The organism is Legionella busanensis (genome assembly GCF_900461525.1).
GTDB classification, from domain to species: Bacteria; Pseudomonadota; Gammaproteobacteria; order Legionellales; family Legionellaceae; genus Legionella_C; species Legionella_C busanensis.
In genome coordinates, this window is sequence record NZ_UGOD01000001.1 from 3020001 (window position 1) to 3041342 (window position 21342).

The window sequence follows — 21342 nt, forward strand, 5'->3', positions numbered from 1 at the left end:
CGCAACTTATTTAATAAAACAGTATGTCCTAAATGTAAATCGGGTGCAGTAGGATCAAAACCTGCTTTAATAGTTAATGGCTTATTTTTAGCTAATTTTGTTGCAAGTTCTTGTATTGGAAGAATTTCTTCACATCCTCTTTGTAGCTCTTCGCTAACTGTTTCTGCAATAAACATACACGTAAAACCTTTTAATGATTGACCTGACTTCTTACAGCGGGTATCTTAGCCCGGTTATTACATTCTCGCTAGAGGACAAACACTCTGTTAGGATTTAATGATGAATGCTCTAAACCAAACGTGATTTATTATAGCTAAATTGTTAACAAAAATGCTATTAACTGGCTCATAAAGCTTATTTAAAATTAAAATAATAAACCAGGAAGAAATAAATCTATGCTCAAGATAACTAGATGTTGTTATATACGCAATCATACCAGGCGTTATGATTAAAAAATAATATTTTCATATGTGGGTATTCGGATAAAGAGGCAAATTATTTGCATGAGCTTTAAATCGACATTAAGGGTATGTATTTTATTGTTTAGTTACCGCCAAAGTGTTTAGTAGATAGATAGAATCTAAAAACGTGCTACTAAATATTTTATAAGAATAAACATAATAAGAGGTATACAAAAAATGGCATGGCTCTTCGCATGGATTGTCACCCCGACTTACTTAATTACCATTTTAAAAATGATAGTAGTAAAGGCGAAACATGGATCAACAACCCAATGTCTCATTAGATAAATCAAATAAACCTTCAAAAATTTTGGCGTTAATAGCAATCTTAGTCGCATTTGCATTGCCTTTTATTTTAGTAAAAACATTTCATAATAAACAAAAAACCTCTTCTAATGCTCAGGTTAACTTACCATTGCCTAATACCGAGCCTGTAGTAGAAGAAACGATTCAGCCCACAATGCAATTACCTGAATTACCTATTGATACATCTGCCGATGTGACGCCTACAACTACCGATGCAGAAAAATCTACCTCATCTACCCTAGCTAATAGAGATGCGGCTAAACCTCCACCGCTAGCAGCACCGCCTAAACAGAGGCCAACTGAAATAAAACAATCTACATGGCAAATTGTCAAAACACGTGATCGTGACTCATTAGCTAATGTATTTAGCCGTGTTGGCTTAAGTGCTAAAACATTGCATACTGTTATGCAAGATATTACGCAAAAACAAGCCTTAACAAAGCTAAAGCCAAATCAGGAATTACAATTTTTAATTAAAAATCAACTTTTAGAAAAAATGATTCTTCCCTTTACGGATACTCAATATTTAGTCATTTATCGCGATAATAAACACTATAAAAGTGAAATTAAATTACGCAAAATGAATAGTTATAATCATTTTTTAACCGCAACCATCAAAGGTTCTTTATACACTACAGCGAAGAAGCAAAATATTCCTTATAAATTAATTCAACAACTGACAGAGATTTTCACATGGGATGTTGATTTTGCTAAAGATGTTAAAACAGGTGATCAATTTACTATTATGTACAAAGCCTTTTATGTTGAAAATAAACTAGTAGGCACGGGCGATATCATTGCTGTATCTTATAGGCATGGTAATAAAACTTTCCAAGCAATTCGTCATACTACGCGTTCAGGGCAAATAGACTACTACACCCCACAGGGTACTAGCCTAAAAAAAGCATTTACCCGTTATCCTTTGAAATTTAGCCATATTAGTTCCACGTTTAGCATGGCTCGTTATCATCCGGTTTTACATTATACCCGCGCTCATAAAGGAATTGATTTAGCCGCTCGAATTGGCACACCTATTCAAGCAACTGGTGATGGTCGAATAGAAATTATTGGCCGTCAAAATGGTTATGGCAATATGATTAAAATTAATCATAACAAACAATTTAGTACCATTTATGGGCATATGCTGAAATTTCAAAAAGGATTGAGTAAAGGAGATTTTGTTAAGCGTGGGCAAGTCATTGGTTATGTTGGTCAAACAGGTTTAGCTTCAGGGCCCCATTGCCATTACGAATTTCATATCAATAACCGCCCTAGGAATCCAGCAACCGTAGACTTACCTCGTGGTAACCCCATTTCTGGAAAAGAATTAGTAGCGTTTCGTGCAAAGGCAACTACAATGCTTGCTCAGTTAAAACTTTTTGAAGATGCGCGACTTGCTAGTGTTACAAAGAAAGGATTAACTAAACCTGAGTCTAGAAAGGTTTAACATTTATTAATTATTTTAAGCATTTTTGATTATTTATTTTAATCCTTAATCGCTTATAAAAATAAATTTTAGAATTTTTAAAAAAAAGTAAAAAGATAATTAAGTAAATAGCAATCGACAAACCACAATACTCGCTATAACGCCAGCTAAATCAGCAAGAAGACCGGCCGCAATGGCGTGCCTTGTTCGTCTGATACCGACAGCACCAAAATAAACAGCAATAACATAAAAAGTTGTTTCCGTACTGCCCATCATGGTTGCTGCCGCCTTGGCAATAAACGAATCACCGCCATGTTGGTGAATTAGTTCAGCCATAATACCGGTGGCAGCGCTACCAGAAAAAGGTCTTATCATCGCTAAAGGTAGTAACTCTGTAGGCATGCCTAATTTTTCTAACACAGGTGCAAGTAAAGTATTTAACAATGTAAAAAAGCCAGATGCCCTTAACATACCAATAGCAACAATCATGGCAATTAAGTAGGGCATGATATTTACACTAGTTTCAAAACCTTGTTTAGCCCCCTTTACAAAAGCATCGAAAACATTAATCTTTTTAAACGAAGCATATAACGGTATACCTGCAACAAAGCTTAAAAAAAGGCAATTCGATAACTGATTAACAAGATTACTCATGCGCTTTTAATTCCTTTATTTGATAAATGGGAAGGCGTGCTAAGCGTTTGACAGCCACAATGGCCACAATAGTGGAGCAGGTTGTAGCAAGTAGGGAACTAATAATAACGCTACTAGGATGCAAACTACCATTAGCAGCAAGAAAAGCGATAGCTGTGGCAGGAATCAGTTGCACGCTAGAGGTGTTAATTGCTAGAAAAGTACACATGGCATTGGATGCTTCATCAACATGAGTATTTAAGCGCTGCAATTCTTTCATCGCCCTTAATCCAAAAGGCGTTGCTGCATTAGCAAGGCCTAACATATTAGCAGAAATATTTAATATCATAGCTCCCATTGCAGGATGTTCAGCAGGCACATCTGGAAATAAGGGACGCATAATAGGTTTAAGTAAACGAGCAAATTTATTAACTAAACCAGACTCAGCTGCTATTTCCATAATACCTAACCAAAATGCCATAATTCCAGCTAAACCTAGAGCAATTTCAAAACCGAGTTTGGCTGAGTCAGTTACCGCTTGTACGACCTGATCAAGTCGGCCTTGAATAATTCCTACAACGACTGAAAGCAAAATCATACTTAGCCATATTATATTTAACACCCTTGCCCTCCAGATTTATCCTAGGTAAGCTTGTTTACTTTAATTTTTTTCTAAAGATATGATGATTACCTATCTAGCGAAATTTAGATATCTAGTTTATTTGATTATTTTACTTATTTCTCTGCCTTTATCCGCAAATGATTTGGCAGAAGAGCAAGCTAACCTAACCATTAAACAACTATATCATACCCTTAATAGCAACATGAACTTGGATATGGTTAACCGCCTTAATAAAATTAGTGCTTCTTTTGTGGGTAAACCTTATATTTTAGGCTCCCTAGGAGAAGGTGCAACAGCCTCATTTGATCAATTTCCTCAATATCGTACGGATGGTTTTGATTGTGAAACGTATGTAACTACCGTAATTGCCTTAGCATTTGCTAATCAGTTAAATGAATTTAAGAAGTGCCTAAAGAAAATTCGTTACTATCAAGGCCAAGTAGACTACTTAACACGAAATCATTTTACAGGCGTTGATTGGAATTATAACAATCAGCAGCAAGGTTTTCTTAAAGATATAACCACTACTTTTAGGGATAAAAATAATCAATCTATAGCACAAGTTGCGACCGCTTTGATAGATAAACCGGCTTGGTATAAATTCAAGTCGTCAGAAACCATCCGTTTAAAACAAAACGACAATACAGAGCAAGCAAAAAGGCTTGAAAAATTAAAACAAATGGGTAGCCACCTTCCCCGTGTCAAAGAACACGTGCCCTATTTGCCCCTGACTGCTTTATTTAATGATAAAGGCGAGCCTAATTATAATTTATTTAAGCAAATTCCTAATGGAGCGATTATTGAAATTGTTCGACCTAATTGGGAACTAAATAAAAAGATCGGTACTAATCTTAATATTTCTCATCTAGGATTTGCATTTCGAAAAGAGAACCAACTTATCTTTAGGCAAGCCTCTTCTGAGTATGGCAAAGTCGTTGATGTTTCTTTAATTAATTATCTAAAGGAAGCGACAAAAAGCCCCACTATTAAAGGTATTAATGTACAAATCATTATACCCAGTAAACCCTTAAATAAGGACTGTAGTTTAGCTAATAATTAAATAATTGATTATTAAGAATATATCTAAACTAGCTCTCTTTCGAGACTCGCTGCAAAGAGTCAAGTTGCAAGTTGCGCCAGTAAATTGGCCATTGCAGTAAAGTTTCCAAAGAAGGCACTAAGCTTCTGATTGCGAAATTAGAAGTAATGCTTAATAATGGAAAAATTCACTTGTACAAGGAGTGGGAATGTTAAGTAGGTTCTTTTCCCAACAGCTAACTGTATTGAGCCTTATAACGCTAGTATTTAGTGGTTGCTCCCGTTATGAACCACCCTATAATAATTTTCAACCATACAACCGTGTTGGCAGAGATTTTGTCGTTGGTGCAACCGCCGGTACTGTAGTCGGTGCTGTAGTAGGCGGGACAGTAGGTACAACACTTGCTGGTACTGCCATTGGTGCAGCCACAGTAGTTGGGCATGGTCTTTATAAGAATAGTAAACAATATATGTTAAGGGAGCTACAACGAGCTGACGTCCAATATATTAAATATGGCGATACGACGACATTAATTGTACCCACTGACAGATATTTTCGATTTAATTCAGCTAAACTCAATGAGCTTTGTTATCGGGGCTTAATGCTTATTGCTAGCGTCATTAAAATATCTTGCCCGATTGGCCCAGTTTATGTTGCTGGTTTTACTGATAATGTAGGTTCGCGTTATCATAAAAATACGCTTACTCAAGCACGAGCAGAAGCCATGTTAACATTTTTATGGGCAAATAATATTCACGCTAGACGCCTCAACGCTGAAGGCTATGGTGATAAATATCCCGTATCGGATAATAGATTAATTCATGGCAGCGCACAAAACCGGCGCTTAGAAATTCAATGTGCAAATACACCAATTATTTCTGCACCGCCAGCCTATGTTGGCATGACAAAATAAATTTCCTTAAAAACTGCTAGTGAGGAAACAAGGTCAGTCGAAAAAAGGCCTGAAAAAGTGCATTGTATATGACATATATTAACATCCCCATCTACAGGGGACAGGCTTTGAAGACTTTTTTCGGATGAAGTCGAACCTGAATGCCAGTTTCTAACGAAGTCTAATAAAATTTTAACAGTGTGACTGGCTTTTAAATAGCAACACTGTTAAGGTAGAGCCATACTTAATAAACTGGATTAATAAAAAAAGGGATTTTAAGTTGTAGATATTGTTGTTAATTGAGAATTAAATGAATTTAAAGTTTATTGGTGGCATCCTACTTATTGTTGGTACATCTATTGGTGGAGGAATGCTGGCGCTACCTGTTGCAACCGCAGCAGCAGGTTTTTGGTCTTCATCAATTTTTCTATTGTTATGCTGGGCTATAATGACCCTCGGCGCTTTGTTTATTCTAGAAGCTAATCTATATTTACCGCCTGGTAAACATATGGTTTCTATGGCAGCTGCAACACTTGGTAACTCAGGTTTGTTAGTGGCTTGGTTAAGTTATCTTTTTTTACTCTACACTCTTCTATCTGCTTACATTTCAGGCGGTGCTGATGTGATGGGTAGTTTATTTTCGCGGATTGGTATTTCTTTATCAGAATGGCAGAGTAGCCTTTTATTTACTCTTTTATTTGGTTCAATTGTTTACAGTGGTATACATAAAGTCGATTTATTAAATCGCGCTCTAATGTTTGGTAAATTAGCTATTTACTTGATTTTAGTAATTCTAATTGCACCACATGTTCATATGGTGAATTTAGCAGTAGGTAATTATCGTTATATTACGTCAAGCATTATGATTTTAATTACCTCATTTGGTTTTGCTATTATTGTGCCTAATCTGCGAGATTACTTTAATGATGATCTTATTACTTTGCGTAAGGTCATTTTAATTGGCTCATTAATACCTTTAATTTGTTATCTAGCTTGGAATGCCGTTATTATTGGCTCTTTACCCACGCAAGGCGAAAAGGGACTGGCTGCTTTAATGCAAAGCGAGCACACTACCAGTGATTTAGCAAACGTGTTATCCACTACTGTACAAAGTACAACAATCAATACCTTTTTTAATTTCTTCACTTCTATTTGTATGTTAACTGCTTTCTTAGGTGTTGCACTTTGTTTAATTAGCTTTCTTGCAGATGGCCTTAAAGTAGAACAAAAGGGTCGCAGCGGATTATTACTATTTATTTTAACCTTTCTACCTCCTCTCTTAATTGTAATCTATTATCCAGGCGCCTATATCCACGCGCTTAATTATGCTGGAATAATTTGTGTTGTTTTATTACTGCTTCTTCCAGCGTTAATGGTAGCTTACGGTAGAAAAAAGTTTGCTGGGCGATACCAAGTCGTAGGCGGTTTTTATACGCCTTGGTCCATTGTAATTATCTCTATAATTCTTTTACTTAACGCCATAATGCAATTGTTTTGATTATAAATATTACTTAGGGAACAGAAATAAGTAGATTGACAATTTAACAAATAAAAGATAGGATATTGGTTTAATGTTAAACAAAGAGATTGTTTTTGTGTCAAAATCGAAGTTCATTGGGGGAACTCTATTAATTGTTGGGACTTCCATTGGCGGAGGGATGCTCGCATTACCTGTTTCAACAGCGGGGGCAGGATTTACCAATTCAATCTTTTTTTTAATATTTTGCTGGTTAATTATGACTATTGGCGCTCTATTAATTTTAGAAGTTAATTTACGCCTTCCAGCAGGTAGTAATATGGTGTCTATGGCTAAATCTACTCTTGGTTTACCAGGACAGATTATCGCTTGGCTTACTTACTTATTTTTACTTTATACTCTTCTATCAGCCTATATTTCTGGGGGCAGTGATGTTTTTGATGGTCTATTACAACGACTAAATTATAATTTGCCTGCTTGGATGACATCTTTATTATTCACCTTCTTTTTTAGCTTAGTTGTTTATGCCGGTATTAGCACGGTTGATTATGTTAATCGAGGTCTGATGTTTGGTAAATTAGGTATTTATGTTTTGCTAGTTATTATTATTAGTCCACATGTTAATCTTAATGCATTAAAAGGAGGTTCAGCCCAAGCTATCACCGGTAGTTTAATGATCTTAGTTACCTCATTTGGGTTTGCCTCTATTGTTCCAAGCTTACGAGATTATTTTAAAGATGATATTACCAGTTTAAGGCGAGTAATCCTTATTGGCTCTTTAGTGCCCCTTATTTGTTATATCATTTGGGATGCTGTTATTATGGGTGTAGTCCAACGAGGCGGTGAAAATGGGCTTTTAGCACTTATGAATAGTAACCATGCTACCAGTGGCCTTACTGAAGCACTAAGTAATGTTATACACAGTCCTTGGATTACGGGGTTCTTTGGTTTTTTTACCTCTATTTGTATGATTACAGCTTTTTTAGGTGTATCTATAGGCTTATTTGACTTTTTAGCAGATGGATTAGCGTTAAAGAAAAAAGGTTTACAGGGGAAATGGGTACTGGCCCTTACTTTTCTTCCACCACTAGCAATTGTCTTGATCAATCCCGGTATTTACTTACATGCGCTAAGTTATGCGGGCGTGTGTTGTGTAGTACTTTTATTGCTTCTTCCTTCTATCATGACTTGGCGGGCTCGTAAATTAGATACAAACGAAAATTCGCATATAGTACCTGGTGGTAACTTTACATTAATTTTAGTTATGGTTATTGCGATATTTCTGCTTACGATTGCTGTTTGAATCTAGAAAGTGACGTCAGTATTGTTGACAATAAATAGAGTTCAAGCATAGCATGATCCCTTATTTAAGTTTAATAGGCCATTAATGGGAATTGATGCAATACGTCTCTTAGTAGGAGATGATCTAAATGCTGTAAATGATTTAATTTTAGAGAAAATTCAATCGCCGGTTAAACTTATGAATGATATTGCTGAGTATGTGATTCAAGGTGGAGGCAAAAGAATAAGATGTTTATTAGTTCTTCTTGTTAGTCGGGCCTGTAATTATCTTGGCAAAGAACATATTATATTGGCCGCTATGGTTGAGTTTTTTCATACTGCAACGCTTTTACATGATGATGTACTAGATGTTTCTACACTAAGACGTGGTAGAAAAACAGCTAATACTTTATGGGGAAACAAAGCTAGTATTTTAGCAGGTGATTTTTTATTTATTAAACACCTAGAACTTATGGTTGAATTAGGTGATATCCGTATAATCCAACTCTTAATTAGTATCGCTCCTCAAATAGGTAATGGTGAAATACAGCAATTTTCTAGCGTTTACCGTGCTGATATTAGCGTGGAGGAATATTTTGATTCAATCAGAGCTAAAACAGCACTTCTTTTTGCTGTTGCCTCCAAACTTGGAGCGCTTATTAGTAAAACGGATAATAAAACTCAACAGGGTTTGTATAACTATGGTTTACAGTTAGGAACAGCTTTTCAATTAATTGATGATGCCATGGATTATTGCTCTGAAGCAGAAATAATGGGAAAAAATATTGGCGATGATTTAGCAAGCGGAAAAGCGACACTACCTCTAATTTATGCATTACAACAAGGTAATCAATCTCAACAAAAGATTATAAAGCAAAGTATTGAACAAGGCTCGCTGGAATTATTACCACAAATCCTTGAAATATTAGATGAAACAGGCGCAATTAAGTACACTTTTAATTTAGCTGCTCTAAAGGTTGAGTCAGCTATTTCGTCATTAAACATGCTTCCTAATTCTAACTACAAAGAAGCTTTGCAAGAATTAGCCCAATATGTTCTTGAGCGCAAAAATTAATATCTCTTAATCATTTAGGTGATGAAATTAACTAGAAAATTTTTTCGATAAGATTATTAGATTTAGTTATTTAAGATGTATTTAAATTTTTAAAAATCCGAATATATCTTAATAAATCATATTAAAGCCTTTAGTTCACATCATGACATAAATAATTACTATGTCTTTGAGGGAAGATATGCATACAGTAATCAATGAATTAATATGCCCAATTTGGGGCGCTGAACAATGGATTCAAGAAGGATGGAACAAGCTAACGTCGGAAGAAAAACAAGACATTAATAGGCGCTTAGAACAGTTTTTCAGTAATGGTCTTCCTTTTAAGTTAAAACATGAGAAACAGCTATATATCTACATGTTCTCCTTAATGGCTCAGTTAGAAGTCTTAGCTATTCAATTACCTTTACGATTTGCTGAAAAAATTGCAAATCCTTTTTTAAAAGAAAAACTACGAGCTCAGCTACTTGATGAGATATTCCACGCAATAATATTCACAAGAGTCGCTTTTACTTTATCTGCTCCTTACCATTTTCCACCTACCTATAATGAAAAAATTGAAAAAATCTGTTGCTACGTTCGCTCGATTGAATGTCCTAAAGTAGGTTTAGCTGTTATGAACCTAGTATGTGAAGGCTTGGTAGAAGAAATATTTTCAGCTATGTACAATAATGATGTTGCTCGCGAATTATTTGAAATTATATTAAACGACGAACATAGGCATGTTTCTGAAACAGAGTTATATAGAGAAATTGGTTTACCACAAACAGAAATTCTCGAAGAAGAATTAACCAAGCTTGAATCACTTGTTATTTCTGCTTTTTTGTCTCAACCACAATACGCCACTGCAATAACTGCATTACTCACCCCACAAGGGAGACAAAATCTTACTAAAGAGCTATATGAAAAGCACAAAAGTCAATTAAAGAAAATTAATATGACACCTAGTGAAGAATGGGAGCTAGCATTTCATTTAGATAATTACTTTAACCAAGAATATAAGCCTCAAGTTAATGAAGTCAGAAATGAAATTTATCAAGAGATCTTTGAAATAGAGATGTCACCCATGCGTAAAGCATTAATAACTGGGGCCAATTTCTCTGGCGATCCAATAATGACAGCTCAGTTTAATTTAGATATTAGCAATTTTGGTTTTTTTGATCATAAATATCCTCACGAATTGTTAACACCCTTAGTAATGCAAGCAATAAGTTATGTCCTTATTTCACATGATCAATTCCGTAATTTTCTTAGTTATAAAAAATTACATTCCAGTAAAGGTGCATATGTAGCAATTATAGAAAAATTACCTAACTGTTTTGATCAAATGGGGACTATTAGTTTTAGAAATTGTCATGAATTTAATGTGGAAAGCTTAGTAGAAAAGATTGAGCGACACAAAAAAATAATGGTTGAGGCCTATAAAAAACGTACCCAGCTGGAATTAGAATCCCCTGAGTTAAAAGATGGTTCTGAGACACTACTTTATAATGGCGACTATGATGTTTATCCTTTCCCAGCTCCTGGAAGCTATGGTGTTTATTTGAGTAATGTTGGGCCTTTAGGATACACTAAGGCTAAAGCACCTTTATCAAAACATATGGGGCTCAATGCTCTTTTATTGGCTGTAACAAGAACACAGACATGGAATAATGATTCTAAATCATTTGAAATTAAAGATTTCCTACCTATCTCTTTTAGTATAGATGTACGTATTTTTGATGGCTTAGTGCCTATACCTCAGTTAGTTAATGAGGCATTCCAACTCATGCTAAAAAAAATGGATAAAGAAAAACAGGAGTTTTTAGAAACAGGTAATTTATCTGAGAGTAACTATAATAGATTAACAGATAAAATTTCCGATATTTTCTTAAAAGAAAACAAATTATTTAGTCGTAGAAAAATAATTTCTTATTTAATGAGCAATGCAGCACTGATTAAGAAATTGAAGCGCTTATATGCAGATGAAATTAAAAACGAGGGCTTAGATATATCTGATTATATTGCTAAGCACTTAATGAAGGACTATTCAAAATTTGAAATGGATGAATGGATTGAAAACCAACATCTTATGAAATTGGTTGATAAATTATTGAATGAAAATAGAGAGATTGGATATAGAGTATTGTGCTTGATGCAAACCGCTACATTTGATTATATAGATATTGAGGCCACTTTTAATAATCTTTATCAAAAAGTTGCAAACGGGCGCTTACATAAACTAGCCAAGCTATTACCTAAGCTTGTTGGATAATATCTTCGAGAATAAATAATGAATACAACGAAATTTAAAAAAATGGTTGAAAGCCTTATTATGACGCCTAGCCTTTACATTGGTTTAGTTATTGGATCTCTTTTAGGTGCTATAGGAGGCGGCTTAGGGGGTGGAATTACAGGCGCTGTTACAGGTTATTTTTATAAAGGAGCGCTAATTCAACAATTTAATGTATGTATTTTATGTCCGGCAGCTCTTTTAGGTTACTCTGTTTCTGCGGCTACCATGGATTTATTAGCCAGTACCTTAATTGGGCTAACGCTTGGTAGTGGCTTAGGGGGTATTGGGACAGGCCTCTCTACTGCCTTATGTGTTTACCTTAATAAAAAACTACCTCTTAACTTATCTCGTGAAACTATGAGGCCAGTAATTAAATTTTGTTATGTAGTTGCTGGTATATTAGGCCTTAGTATTCTTTTAGGTGCGCTACTCGGTCTAGGAGCTCATCTATTATATGGGCCTACTATTGGCGCGTTTTTTGGATTTATACTTACTTTGTTATACATTATAAATTGGATACGCTATCAATAAAATAATCAAAACGTTTTCATTATTTGACTAATGCACTTAGCAATTTAAGCCAAAAATAAAATTCTGACAAATTGCTAAATTTCATTGATAGCAATAGAAGCAAAAAATTTAACGCTGAATTGTGCCTGGTCTCTTTGGAGAGCTTTTAAACGTTATTATTAGTAATATCATAATTAACCCAATAACAGCGCCGCACCCTGTCCCAATACCAAGTGACTTTAAACTACCAATTGTAGCTCCTAAATTCATTCCTATAACAATTTCAATACTCATCCAGCAGGCTAATGATAAAATTTGTATAATATTTTCTGGTGATGCATTGCAATTATTTTTTGTCTTTTTATGTATCTTAAATAGCACTACACTAGTAATCACTACTCCGCTACACAATGCGCCAATAATTGATCCTATCAGACTTCCTAGAATAATGGAGGTATCAAAAGCAAACAGAAAACCTGTGCTTGCTCCACACAGTTGGAATGAATAGCCAATAAAACCACCTGAAATAAAGCCGATAATAGCCCCTGATGTGCCACCAATAAAAATACTAAATACAGCTGCAATATAGAGATTGGGATTAAGGATAAATTGATAAATCCATTTTTTTATCGTAAGAATTTTTTTGGCAAAATTCATAATAATCCTTACTTAAATAGAATATCTTATAATTCTTTCTATTGAGAAGCTAGGATATACTTAAAAATTCTTTTGTATATCAATATGCTATGCATGAAAATTTTGCTCAAAATTAGTAGAGAGAACGTACTTTTTTTATTAGTTGCTATTGTTTTAACAGGTGCTCCTCTTTTTTTATTTATTGACAGCCCCCTTGTGGCCTCATTTTTTAATTATGGCCAGGATACTTGCAATTTAATTATGTTTATTACATATAGTCTTTTTTTATTATTTGCTAAAAAAAAGTTGTATTGGCTCATATTACTGATGACAATTTGTAGCCTAGGTGCAGAAATTATAGGGTCTTTATTGCTAACACTTTATGAATATCGTTTAAATAATATTCCTTTGTATATTCCTATGGCACATGCTGTTTTATATGCAACGGTTTATTGTCTTTGTAATCATGAAATAGTTAAATCTAAGCGTTTAATCCTTGAAGAGTTTTTTACTAGATTTGCCTTCCTAACGTCATGCCTGTCCTTATTTATACTAACTGATATAGCTGGATTTATTTGTTACTTGCTTTTTTTATTTATTTTATGCTTTCGTAAAAACCAATTATTTTATTTAGTCATGTTTGCAATGGTATATTATATTGAGCTTTTAGGAACTGTTTTTTCTACTTGGTCTTGGTATGGCGTTACCGGTAAGCATCCTTATTATCCGCCGATTGGCTATACCCCTTCAGGCATGGCTGGTTTATATATACTCATTGATTTACTAAGCAATTCTATTTATTTTTACCATTTGAAGTTATTAAGATTTATTTATCGTATCACACCTCAACTTAAACTTAAGACGCATACATAAGGACCTCTATTTAATGTTCTTGGCAAACGGGTTTATTTTACTAGGATTAAATGCTATTTTCTTAAAAGTTAAGGTATTGCAGATTAGCTATAGATAAACTTTTATATTTACTTAAAGTAAGTTCTAAGTAGTCCTATTTTACTTTAAAACAATCTCGCTAATCATAACATTAAGAAGTTTCTCTCTACTTTGATGTATAACAAGCCTATCATGTTTGCTACTATAAATTTATATTGGAGTTCTTCATAAATTGTCAGTGAAGTCCGTTATTTAATTAGAGATAAATATTTTTTATGACAAAAGTTAAGCCTTTTCTTAAATGGGCTGGTAGTAAATTTCGCTGCCTTGATATTATTCTTTCTGAGCTTCCTCAAGCTAAGCGTTTAATAGAGCCTTTTGCTGGTTCAGGCGCTATCTTTATTAACTCGAATTATTCTAATTATTTACTAGCAGAGCAAAACCAAGATCTTGTTCTTATGTTTCAAACATTACAGCAAGAAGGATTAAATTTTATTGATTACTGTGAACAATTTTTTACCTCAACGAATAATTCAGCTGACCGTTATTATCAATTAAGAGAACAATTTAACCACTGTAAAGGTTCACGGTTACGAGCTGCCTTATTTTTGTATTTAAATCGGCATGGTTATAATGGCCTGTGTCGCTATAATAAAAAGGGTGTATATAATGTCCCTTTTGGACGCTACACTAAACCTTACTTTCCACGCGCTGAAATGTTATTTTTTCACCAAAAAAGCCAGGCAGTAAAATTTTTACAAAGTGATTTTAGAGCAACTTTTAAGCTTGCAGAACCAGGTGATATTATATATTGTGACCCACCCTATGTACCTTTATCAGCTAGTGCAAATTTTTCTTCTTACACTCAATTTAAATTTACTGAGCAAGATCATATAGAGCTTGCACAACTAGCAAAATACAGTGCCGGTCAAGGGATAACCGTTATTATTTCTAATCATGATACAGCATTTACCCGACATCATTATCAAGAAAGTGAAATCATTTCTTTTCCTGTTAAACGCTTTATTAGCTGTCAATCACTAAGCCGTAGGCCGGCTCAGGAGCTCATGGCTATTTTTAAAGGCGATTCTTAAAATCCACAAGTTATGGCTAGAAAGATTTAATTAAATTGTATTTGAACGAAAATCTTTCATAAAGAATGCTAATATAGTTACCAATAACAATGAAATGGGTAGAACTGATAAAGCCAATTGGTAATCAACAACTGTATAAATGTGTTCACCAGCAACAACATTACTATCACCAAACATATCGAGCAATTTACCAACTAAAGGCTGAAAGATAACCCCGCCTAACGTTACAATCATATTCACTGCTGCAAAAACGGTTCCTGATAGCTGCGCACCACTATTTTCTTTTGCCATGATAAAAACAATAATTTCTGTGGAGCTAAAAACACCATATAAAAACAATAATATATTAAGGGCAGAATATGATAGGCCCGGATAATACAACACTAAACTTATGCAAATTAAACCCATGATAGCGCCAACAACTAAGGGCAATACACGCCGTCCACTTTGATCTGATAAATAACCCACTAAGGGCGCGCCTACTGCCCAGCCTAAAAACATGGCTGAAACAGTTTTTGCAGCTTCAACTTTTGTTAAGTGATGAGCTTGTTCTAAGTAACTTTTACCCCACAGCTCACCGAAAACAGATAATGACGTATAAAGACAAGCGCCTACCAATCCAATTAACCATACTTGTGGCGAAGAGAGTACATGCCATACTTTCTTAAAAAATTCTGGCAAGGGATATCCATGCTTTTTATGACCAGCTGGGCCGTCACGTACAACAAGAGAAATCACTATAGTTAAAACAGCACCAATAATTATCATTAAGCGCAGAACATGTAACCAGCCAAAATCAACTGCAATATCCGTAATTTTTACTTCCCCATAAACAAGCCCTAACATGCCCAGCGTTGTTATCAATCCTGCCATTAAGGAAAAATATCTTTTGGGTAACCAACTCAATGCTAAAGATAAAACGCCAACAAATGCAAAAGAAGAGCCAAAACCAACTAAAAATCGGCCACATCCGGCAATCCACATTGAGGAAATATTAGTAAACATCCATGAACCAAGCGTGCAACATAAACAAGCAAATGTTAATAGTCTATGGGGCCCATATCGATCCATTAGCATACCGACGGGTAATTGCATAGGCGAATAAGCAAAATAGTAAAAAGCAGATAATTGTCCAAAGGTAGTTGCTGAAATATGGCCAAAAGCCGCACTCAATTCACTTTGTAGGGCACCAGGTATAATCCTTAGAACAAACTCATAACAGTAAAAGAATGCGCCTACAGCACAAACAAGGCTGCCAAATATAGCTTGGCTTTTACTGACAGTTTTAATCATTTGTAATTGCATAAGTTTCTTTCAGAAAAAAGGTTAAAATAGCAGCAATAATAATACCTAACGGAATTACCGATAATGCGAATTGATAATCGTCGGCCGTATATAAACTATGAAGCTTACCAAAGCCTAATTTATCTGCAGATATTACTATATTTGCGTGAGAGGCTAGACTAAAGTCTAATAATCGACCTACTAAAGGCTGTAGAAACATGGCACCAAACATAACTATCATGTTAGTTAAAGCCATAGCCGTCCCAGCTGCTTCATTTGGACTAAGCTCCCTTCCAACAGCAAAAACAATACATTGCGCACTGTAAAAAAGACCTAACATAAACATTAAAATTTGAATACTTAACTCATTTAGATTAGGTATATATAATACAGCCATCATAACAATGGCAGCACCTGAGGCCCCAATTAATAAAGGTAATTTACGTCTTTTTATTTTATCTGAGATAAACCCCATTAAAGGTGCACCAACTGTAAAGCCAAGAAAAAGAAGAGAGTTGGCAAAATCAGCACTAGCAGTAGTCAAATGATGTGCATGCTTTAGATAAGGAATACCCCATAACTCAGCAAAGACAGTAGTCGGTAAATAAACTAAGCAGCCAATTGCACCATTTATCCACATTTGTTTATTTTTAATAATAATACCTAGATCAATCATGCTTTTATGGAAACTAGCAATCGTACCACTAGCTCCTTCTGCTTTATTTTTATCGCGAATACCTAGCCATAATATAATTGCTAGAAATAAACCAAAATAAGCCGTCATTTCAACTGTAGGACGCCAACCAATTTTAGTTACAAATTCACCTAATAAATTATCCCCTAACATAGCACCAATTGTACCTAATGCTGCAGCAAGACCTGATACTAACGCTAGCTTATCCTCTGGCAACCAAATAGTAGCTAATTTTAATACTCCTACAAAAGCAAAAGCAGAACCAAAACCAACTAAAAAACGACCTAAAGCTGCTACCCAAACAATAGATGTACTTGCAAATAGAAAAGTTCCTATAGCGCAAACAAAACAAGCAAAAGTAAGTAAACGCCTAGGACCAAAGCGATCTAACAAAATACCAACAGGTACTTGCATTGGCACATAAGCGTAATAATAAAACGCTGATAAAAAACCAAACCCTGTTGCAGATAAGTGAAAATGAGCGCGCAGCGCAGGCTCCATTACACTAGGCGATATTCTTAATAAATATTCATAACTATAATAAATAGCGCCAAGCCCACAAATTAACCAAGCACTGAGGAAATACCTTTTATTACTATTACTATGCAAATTAAGCTCCTTAACGTGAGGTTAAGTACCATATCCCTTGGTTTAAAATCATTATATTAATACTGATAGCCTTCTAGCTAATCACGATTGTATAGAGCGGCTTACACCACTTGCTATTGCTGCTTTTGCTACAGCTTGAGTTACTCGTTCTCTTAAGCGAGGATCAATGGGCTTTGGAATAATATAATTAGGCCCAAATTCCCAGTCTGAAACACCAGGGTAGTTATCTTTTACAATTTGTGGTACGGGTTCTAAAACTAATGACCGAATTGCGTCAACTGCAGCAATTTGCATCGTCCGATTAATACGTGTAGCACGAACATCAAGCGCACCACGAAAGATATAAGGAAAACAAAGTACATTGTTAACTTGATTAGGATAATCACTACGACCAGTCGCAATAATAAGATCATTACGAATTTGGTAAGCAAATTCTGGTTTAATTTCTGGATCAGGATTAGATAAAGCAAAGATAACAGGTTTTGCTGCCATTAAGTTTAAAAGATCAGCACTTAAAAGATCTGGCTTTGCAACACCAATAAAGACATCAGCACCTACTAAAGCATCAGCAAGGGTACGCTTGTCTGTCGTGCGAGCAAAAGCAAATTTATAAGCATTTAAATCTTCTCTTCCTGAATGAACAATACCCTTGGTATCAAGAAGATAAATATTTTCTTTACGGGCGCCTAATGCGACTAGTAGCTGCATTGAGGCAATACCAGCAGCCCCTGCACCAATACACACTATACGAGCATCTTTTAAAGATTTTTTTTGTAAATCCAAGGCATTAAGTAAACCCGCTGCAACAACAATAGCTGTACCATGTTGATCATCATGAAAAACAGGAATATCTAATTGCTCTATAAGTGCTCTTTCAACTTCAAAACACTCCGGCGCTTTAATATCTTCTAGGTTTATGCCACCAAAAGTTGGGGAAATACGCTTAATGGTAGTAATAAAGTCTTGAGTATTAGGAGCCTCAATTTCAATATCAAATGCATCTATGTCTGCGAAGCGCTTAAATAATACTGCTTTTCCTTCCATTACTGGCTTACTTGCCAACGCGCCCACATCACCTAAGCCAAGAACTGCAGTACCATTTGTAATAACTGCAACTAAATTACCTTTAGAGGTATAACGAAACGCATTATCTGGGTTTTCTACTATTGCTAGTACAGGTTCAGCAACACCTGGCGTATACGCCAACGATAAATCGTCTTGCGAATTCGTCGGTTTTGTAATATGCATACCAAGTTTCCCTGGTGTTGGGAACTCATGATAATGCAAGGCACGTTGAGCTAATAAATTTTTATCCAATGTGCTTACTCTCTTTTCATAGGACTCAGCGAAAAATCATATAGAAAAATAATAAATATGAACAGTCATTTTCAGGAAAAAGGCACATTTTATTGCGCCTTTAAGTATGTATGTAGATTTAACATACAAGAAACAGCTAATTTTTTACATTAGTGGTTCAATTTTTGATCACAAAAGCTATTTCAGTTAATATTCTTTAAGCAAAATTATATCTAATTACATAGATAAATTACTATATTAAGCCCGTTCAGCTTCGCGTTTTTTATAGCGATCACGGAATTTCTGTACGCGACCACCAGTATCAACGAGCTTTTGCTTACCAGTGTAGAAAGGATGACATTCTGCGCACACTTCAACACTTAAATCTTGACATAAGGTTGAACGTGTTTCAAAGGAATGGCCACAACTACATGTAACTTTAATAGTTTCATATTTAGGATGAATTGAAGCTTTCATAGACGTATCTCTCACAAAACGAATATCGCCACCTGAACCTATGCCGGGCACCATACTCTTAATAAATGACGGCAGAGATTAGCAGAAATGACATTATAAATCAATTTTTCAAAATTGTTTGCAAAACCTCTAGGTTAATAAATTAAATTTAACTATTTTTTATCTTCCTATACCAAATAAAATCAACTCTTCGTAGTATTCTTATAGCCTTGATTTAAATCTTTAAATTTATATCAGGCAAATAAAGCTAAGCGGCTAGAGTTGTTTAAAATGTTTAAATAAGCCCGCTATTATCTTCGCCATACCCAATGGTAGTGATTCCTCCAGACTTGACAGCCTCTCCAACCACAGTGCTTTGTGTAAGTATTAATATAACGGTGACATACACCATTATAACATTTTGTCCAAACGCGATTCGTATTCCAGTTCCAATTGGCATAACTACTTGTTAATACGCCAAAACTGAGAAAAATACTTGCCCCTAAAAGAGTGAGTTTTTTGGCTATCATATAATCCCTCTTATTAACTATTATTTCATCATTATTATAGTTCAAATTTTAAACACAAATTATAAGGCAATAAAAAGAGCTTTGCTTTGCAGGTGAATTTCTTTCTATTTTATAAGGCTCGCCTTTAGGACCATTAAACTGGTCATATTTGGATTTCACGAACAAATCACGAAACGTTGGCAGAATTTGCACTAGTTAAGTACAAAATAAAATTTATACAGAATAAAACGAGAAAATAGATTATTTAATCCAGATTTAGCTCGACTAACACAGGTGCATGATCAGATGGTCGTTCTACTTTTCTTGGAAGTTTATCAATATAAGCAGTAACACAATTTTTTGTTAATTCTGTACTTAGTAAGATGTGATCGATGCGTAGGCCGCGATTACGCCTAAATCCAGCAGCACGGTAATCCCACCAACTGAATAATTTATCCTCTTGCGGAAAAAGCCTAAAGCTATCATGTAAGCCCAATTCCAATAAAGCAGCAAATTGCTGACGCTCTTTAGGGCTAACTAGAACACTTCCTTCCCATTCAAGGGGATCATGAACATCCCTATCCTCAGGCGCAATATTAAAATCGCCAACGACAGCAAGCTTAGGATAGGTAGTTAATTCTTGTCGAATATAAGCGTTAACTTTGTTTAGCCAGTCCAATTTATAATAATATTTGTCGCAACCAACTACCGCACCATTCGGGACATACAGATTAATTAAACGCATCTCGCCAATTGTGGCGATTAAAATGCGTCGCTGTGGATCGTTAAGGTCAGGAATATCAGTTATGATATCTTTAATAAGCTGTCGGCTTATAATAGCAACACCATTATAAGTTTTTTGGCCAGAGTAGACAATATGATAGCCACGTTCTACAAAAATTGAATGAGGAAAATTTTCATCGGTTAGTTTAGTTTCTTGTAAGGCTAAAATATCAATTTGATGTTCTTCAAACCAAGTTAATACTTGTTCAAGTCGAATTTTAAGTGAATTCACATTCCAAGTGGCTAACTTAAGCACACCAATCTCCTTGATAATCTATAATTAAGGGAGCATGATCTGACCATCTATCCTCACGGTGGATAGCAACTTGATGCACACTATCAATTAAACCAGGTGTAATCACTTGATAATCAATACGCCACCCAACATTTTTTTCCCAAGCTCTACCTCGATGAGACCACCAAGTATACTGTTCCTGCTCTTGATTAATTAATCGAAAGGCATCTACAAAACCTAATACGCTAAATAACTCATCCATCCAGGCTCTTTCCTCTGGTAAAAAGCCAGAATTCTTTTGGTTACTTCGCCAATTTTTAAGATCAATTTCTTTATGGGCAATGTTATAGTCACCACAAAGGATTAATTCTTTTCCCTGCTGCTTTAATGTAATTAAATGTTCTCTGAAGTTTTTGAGAAACTTAAACTTAACCTCTTGACGCTCAACGCCGCTGGTTCCAGAAGGTAAATATAGTGAAATAACACTTAAATTAGGGTAATCAAATTGAATATACCGCCCTTCTTGATCACAAAAATCAAACCCTAAGCCTTTTATAACAGCATGAGGTTTATGACGAGCATAAATTGCAACGCCACTATACCCTCTCTTTTGCGCATCGTAATAATCACAATGATAACCGCAAGGATAATAGGTAGCATCCAATAATTGATGAATTTGAGCTTTTGTCTCCTGAATACAAATGAAGTCAGCTTCCTGCCGAGCTAACCACTCATAAAACCCTTTTCGAGCTGCTGCTCGGATGCCATTGGCATTAAAAGTAATTACACGCACAAGGATACTCTTAAATAATTTAATTAATATAATTAAGCTTAGGGGAACAAACTATAGCAACATCTATA

At 35.1% G+C, this 21342-nt stretch carries 21 protein-coding genes (1 of these 21 cut by a window edge); 10 read left to right on the forward strand and 11 right to left on the reverse strand.

Translation table 11 applies throughout. The features are described from left to right. Positions 1–176, reverse strand: the start of a protein-coding gene (tyrS, locus tag DYH30_RS13420) for a tyrosine--tRNA ligase (RefSeq protein ID WP_115332136.1). The gene continues 1027 nt to the left of window position 1, outside the view; only the first 176 of its 1203 coding nucleotides appear in the window; its start codon is at positions 174–176; the stop codon falls past the left edge of the window. A gap of 541 nt (positions 177–717) precedes the next feature. Between tyrS and DYH30_RS13425 the strand changes: the two genes are divergently transcribed. Continuing rightward, a complete protein-coding gene (locus DYH30_RS13425) occupies positions 718–2214 on the forward strand; it encodes a M23 family metallopeptidase (RefSeq protein ID WP_115332137.1) in 1497 nt (498 codons plus the stop codon). A 99-nt stretch (positions 2215–2313) separates the two neighbouring features. Here the strand turns inward: DYH30_RS13425 and DYH30_RS13430 are convergent, their stop codons facing one another. Together DYH30_RS13430 and DYH30_RS13435 are read right to left on the reverse strand one after the other, a co-directional pair. Further along, a complete protein-coding gene (locus DYH30_RS13430; RefSeq protein ID WP_115332138.1) occupies positions 2314–2847 on the reverse strand; it encodes a spore maturation protein in 534 nt (177 codons plus the stop codon). Then, positions 2840–3448 carry a nucleoside recognition domain-containing protein gene (locus DYH30_RS13435; RefSeq protein ID WP_115332139.1) on the reverse strand — a complete coding sequence of 203 codons (609 nt, stop codon included), beginning with the start codon at positions 3446–3448 and terminating at the stop codon, positions 2840–2842. The genes DYH30_RS13430 and DYH30_RS13435 overlap by 8 nt, the downstream gene beginning before the upstream one ends. A gap of 58 nt (positions 3449–3506) precedes the next feature. Here DYH30_RS13435 and DYH30_RS13440 point away from each other — a divergent pair, with 58 nt between their 5' ends. The 7 genes from DYH30_RS13440 (at position 3507) to DYH30_RS13470 (ending at position 12015) form a co-directional block, all read left to right on the forward strand. Beyond that, positions 3507–4508, forward strand: a complete 1002-nt coding sequence (locus DYH30_RS13440; RefSeq protein WP_115332140.1) for an N-acetylmuramoyl-L-alanine amidase-like domain-containing protein — start codon at positions 3507–3509, stop codon at positions 4506–4508. A gap of 187 nt (positions 4509–4695) precedes the next feature. Continuing rightward, positions 4696–5400: a C-OmpA-like family protein CmpA gene (gene cmpA, locus DYH30_RS13445; RefSeq protein WP_165482122.1), complete on the forward strand. Its 705-nt coding sequence runs from the start codon at positions 4696–4698 to the stop codon at positions 5398–5400. A 289-nt stretch (positions 5401–5689) separates the two neighbouring features. After that, positions 5690–6877, forward strand: a complete 1188-nt coding sequence (locus DYH30_RS13450) for an amino acid permease (protein WP_115332141.1) — start codon at positions 5690–5692, stop codon at positions 6875–6877. 97 nt (positions 6878–6974) lie between these two features. Beyond that, positions 6975–8159, forward strand: a complete 1185-nt coding sequence (locus DYH30_RS13455; RefSeq protein ID WP_165482130.1) for an amino acid permease — start codon at positions 6975–6977, stop codon at positions 8157–8159. An 84-nt stretch (positions 8160–8243) separates the two neighbouring features. Then, the gene (locus tag DYH30_RS13460) at positions 8244–9212 is read left to right on the forward strand and encodes a polyprenyl synthetase family protein (protein WP_115332143.1); all 969 of its coding nucleotides are present in this window, start codon (positions 8244–8246) and stop codon (positions 9210–9212) included. A 178-nt stretch (positions 9213–9390) separates the two neighbouring features. Then, positions 9391–11463, forward strand: a complete 2073-nt coding sequence (locus DYH30_RS13465) for a hypothetical protein (protein ID WP_115332144.1) — start codon at positions 9391–9393, stop codon at positions 11461–11463. An 18-nt stretch (positions 11464–11481) separates the two neighbouring features. Beyond that, positions 11482–12015, forward strand: a complete 534-nt coding sequence (locus tag DYH30_RS13470) for a hypothetical protein (RefSeq protein WP_115332145.1) — start codon at positions 11482–11484, stop codon at positions 12013–12015. 108 nt (positions 12016–12123) lie between these two features. Here DYH30_RS13470 and DYH30_RS13475 read toward each other — a convergent pair whose 3' ends face one another. Next, positions 12124–12651, reverse strand: a complete 528-nt coding sequence (locus DYH30_RS13475; RefSeq protein ID WP_115332146.1) for a hypothetical protein — start codon at positions 12649–12651, stop codon at positions 12124–12126. Positions 12652–12744: 93 nt separating this feature from the next. Here DYH30_RS13475 and DYH30_RS13480 point away from each other — a divergent pair, with 93 nt between their 5' ends. Continuing rightward, complete coding sequence (locus tag DYH30_RS13480) at positions 12745–13503, forward strand: hypothetical protein (RefSeq protein ID WP_115332147.1); 759 nt, start codon at positions 12745–12747, stop codon at positions 13501–13503. A gap of 293 nt (positions 13504–13796) precedes the next feature. Next, positions 13797–14615, forward strand: a complete 819-nt coding sequence (locus tag DYH30_RS13485) for a Dam family site-specific DNA-(adenine-N6)-methyltransferase (protein ID WP_115332148.1) — start codon at positions 13797–13799, stop codon at positions 14613–14615. Between the two features lie 30 nt (positions 14616–14645). Here the strand turns inward: DYH30_RS13485 and DYH30_RS13490 are convergent, their stop codons facing one another. The 7 genes from DYH30_RS13490 to DYH30_RS13515 form a co-directional block, all read right to left on the reverse strand. Next, a complete protein-coding gene (locus DYH30_RS13490) occupies positions 14646–15920 on the reverse strand; it encodes an MFS transporter (protein ID WP_115332149.1) in 1275 nt (424 codons plus the stop codon). After that, positions 15901–17202: an MFS transporter gene (locus DYH30_RS13495; protein WP_242604686.1), complete on the reverse strand. Its 1302-nt coding sequence runs from the start codon at positions 17200–17202 to the stop codon at positions 15901–15903. Before DYH30_RS13495 ends, DYH30_RS13490 begins: the two co-directional genes overlap by 20 nt. Before the next feature lie 81 nt (positions 17203–17283). Further along, the gene (locus DYH30_RS13500; protein ID WP_115332150.1) at positions 17284–18519 is read right to left on the reverse strand and encodes a malic enzyme-like NAD(P)-binding protein; all 1236 of its coding nucleotides are present in this window, start codon (positions 18517–18519) and stop codon (positions 17284–17286) included. A 237-nt stretch (positions 18520–18756) separates the two neighbouring features. Continuing rightward, positions 18757–18975: a 50S ribosomal protein L31 gene (gene rpmE, locus DYH30_RS13505; protein ID WP_115332589.1), complete on the reverse strand. Its 219-nt coding sequence runs from the start codon at positions 18973–18975 to the stop codon at positions 18757–18759. Positions 18976–19265: 290 nt separating this feature from the next. Further along, a complete protein-coding gene (locus DYH30_RS17855; RefSeq protein WP_131740635.1) occupies positions 19266–19484 on the reverse strand; it encodes a hypothetical protein in 219 nt (72 codons plus the stop codon). 244 nt (positions 19485–19728) lie between these two features. Further along, positions 19729–20502 carry an exodeoxyribonuclease III gene (gene xth / locus DYH30_RS13510; RefSeq protein ID WP_115332151.1) on the reverse strand — a complete coding sequence of 258 codons (774 nt, stop codon included), beginning with the start codon at positions 20500–20502 and terminating at the stop codon, positions 19729–19731. Beyond that, entirely contained in the window at positions 20495–21274 is a 780-nt protein-coding gene (locus DYH30_RS13515) for an exodeoxyribonuclease III (protein WP_115332152.1), read from the reverse strand. The genes xth and DYH30_RS13515 overlap by 8 nt, the downstream gene beginning before the upstream one ends. Positions 21275–21342: the final 68 nt, after the last annotated feature.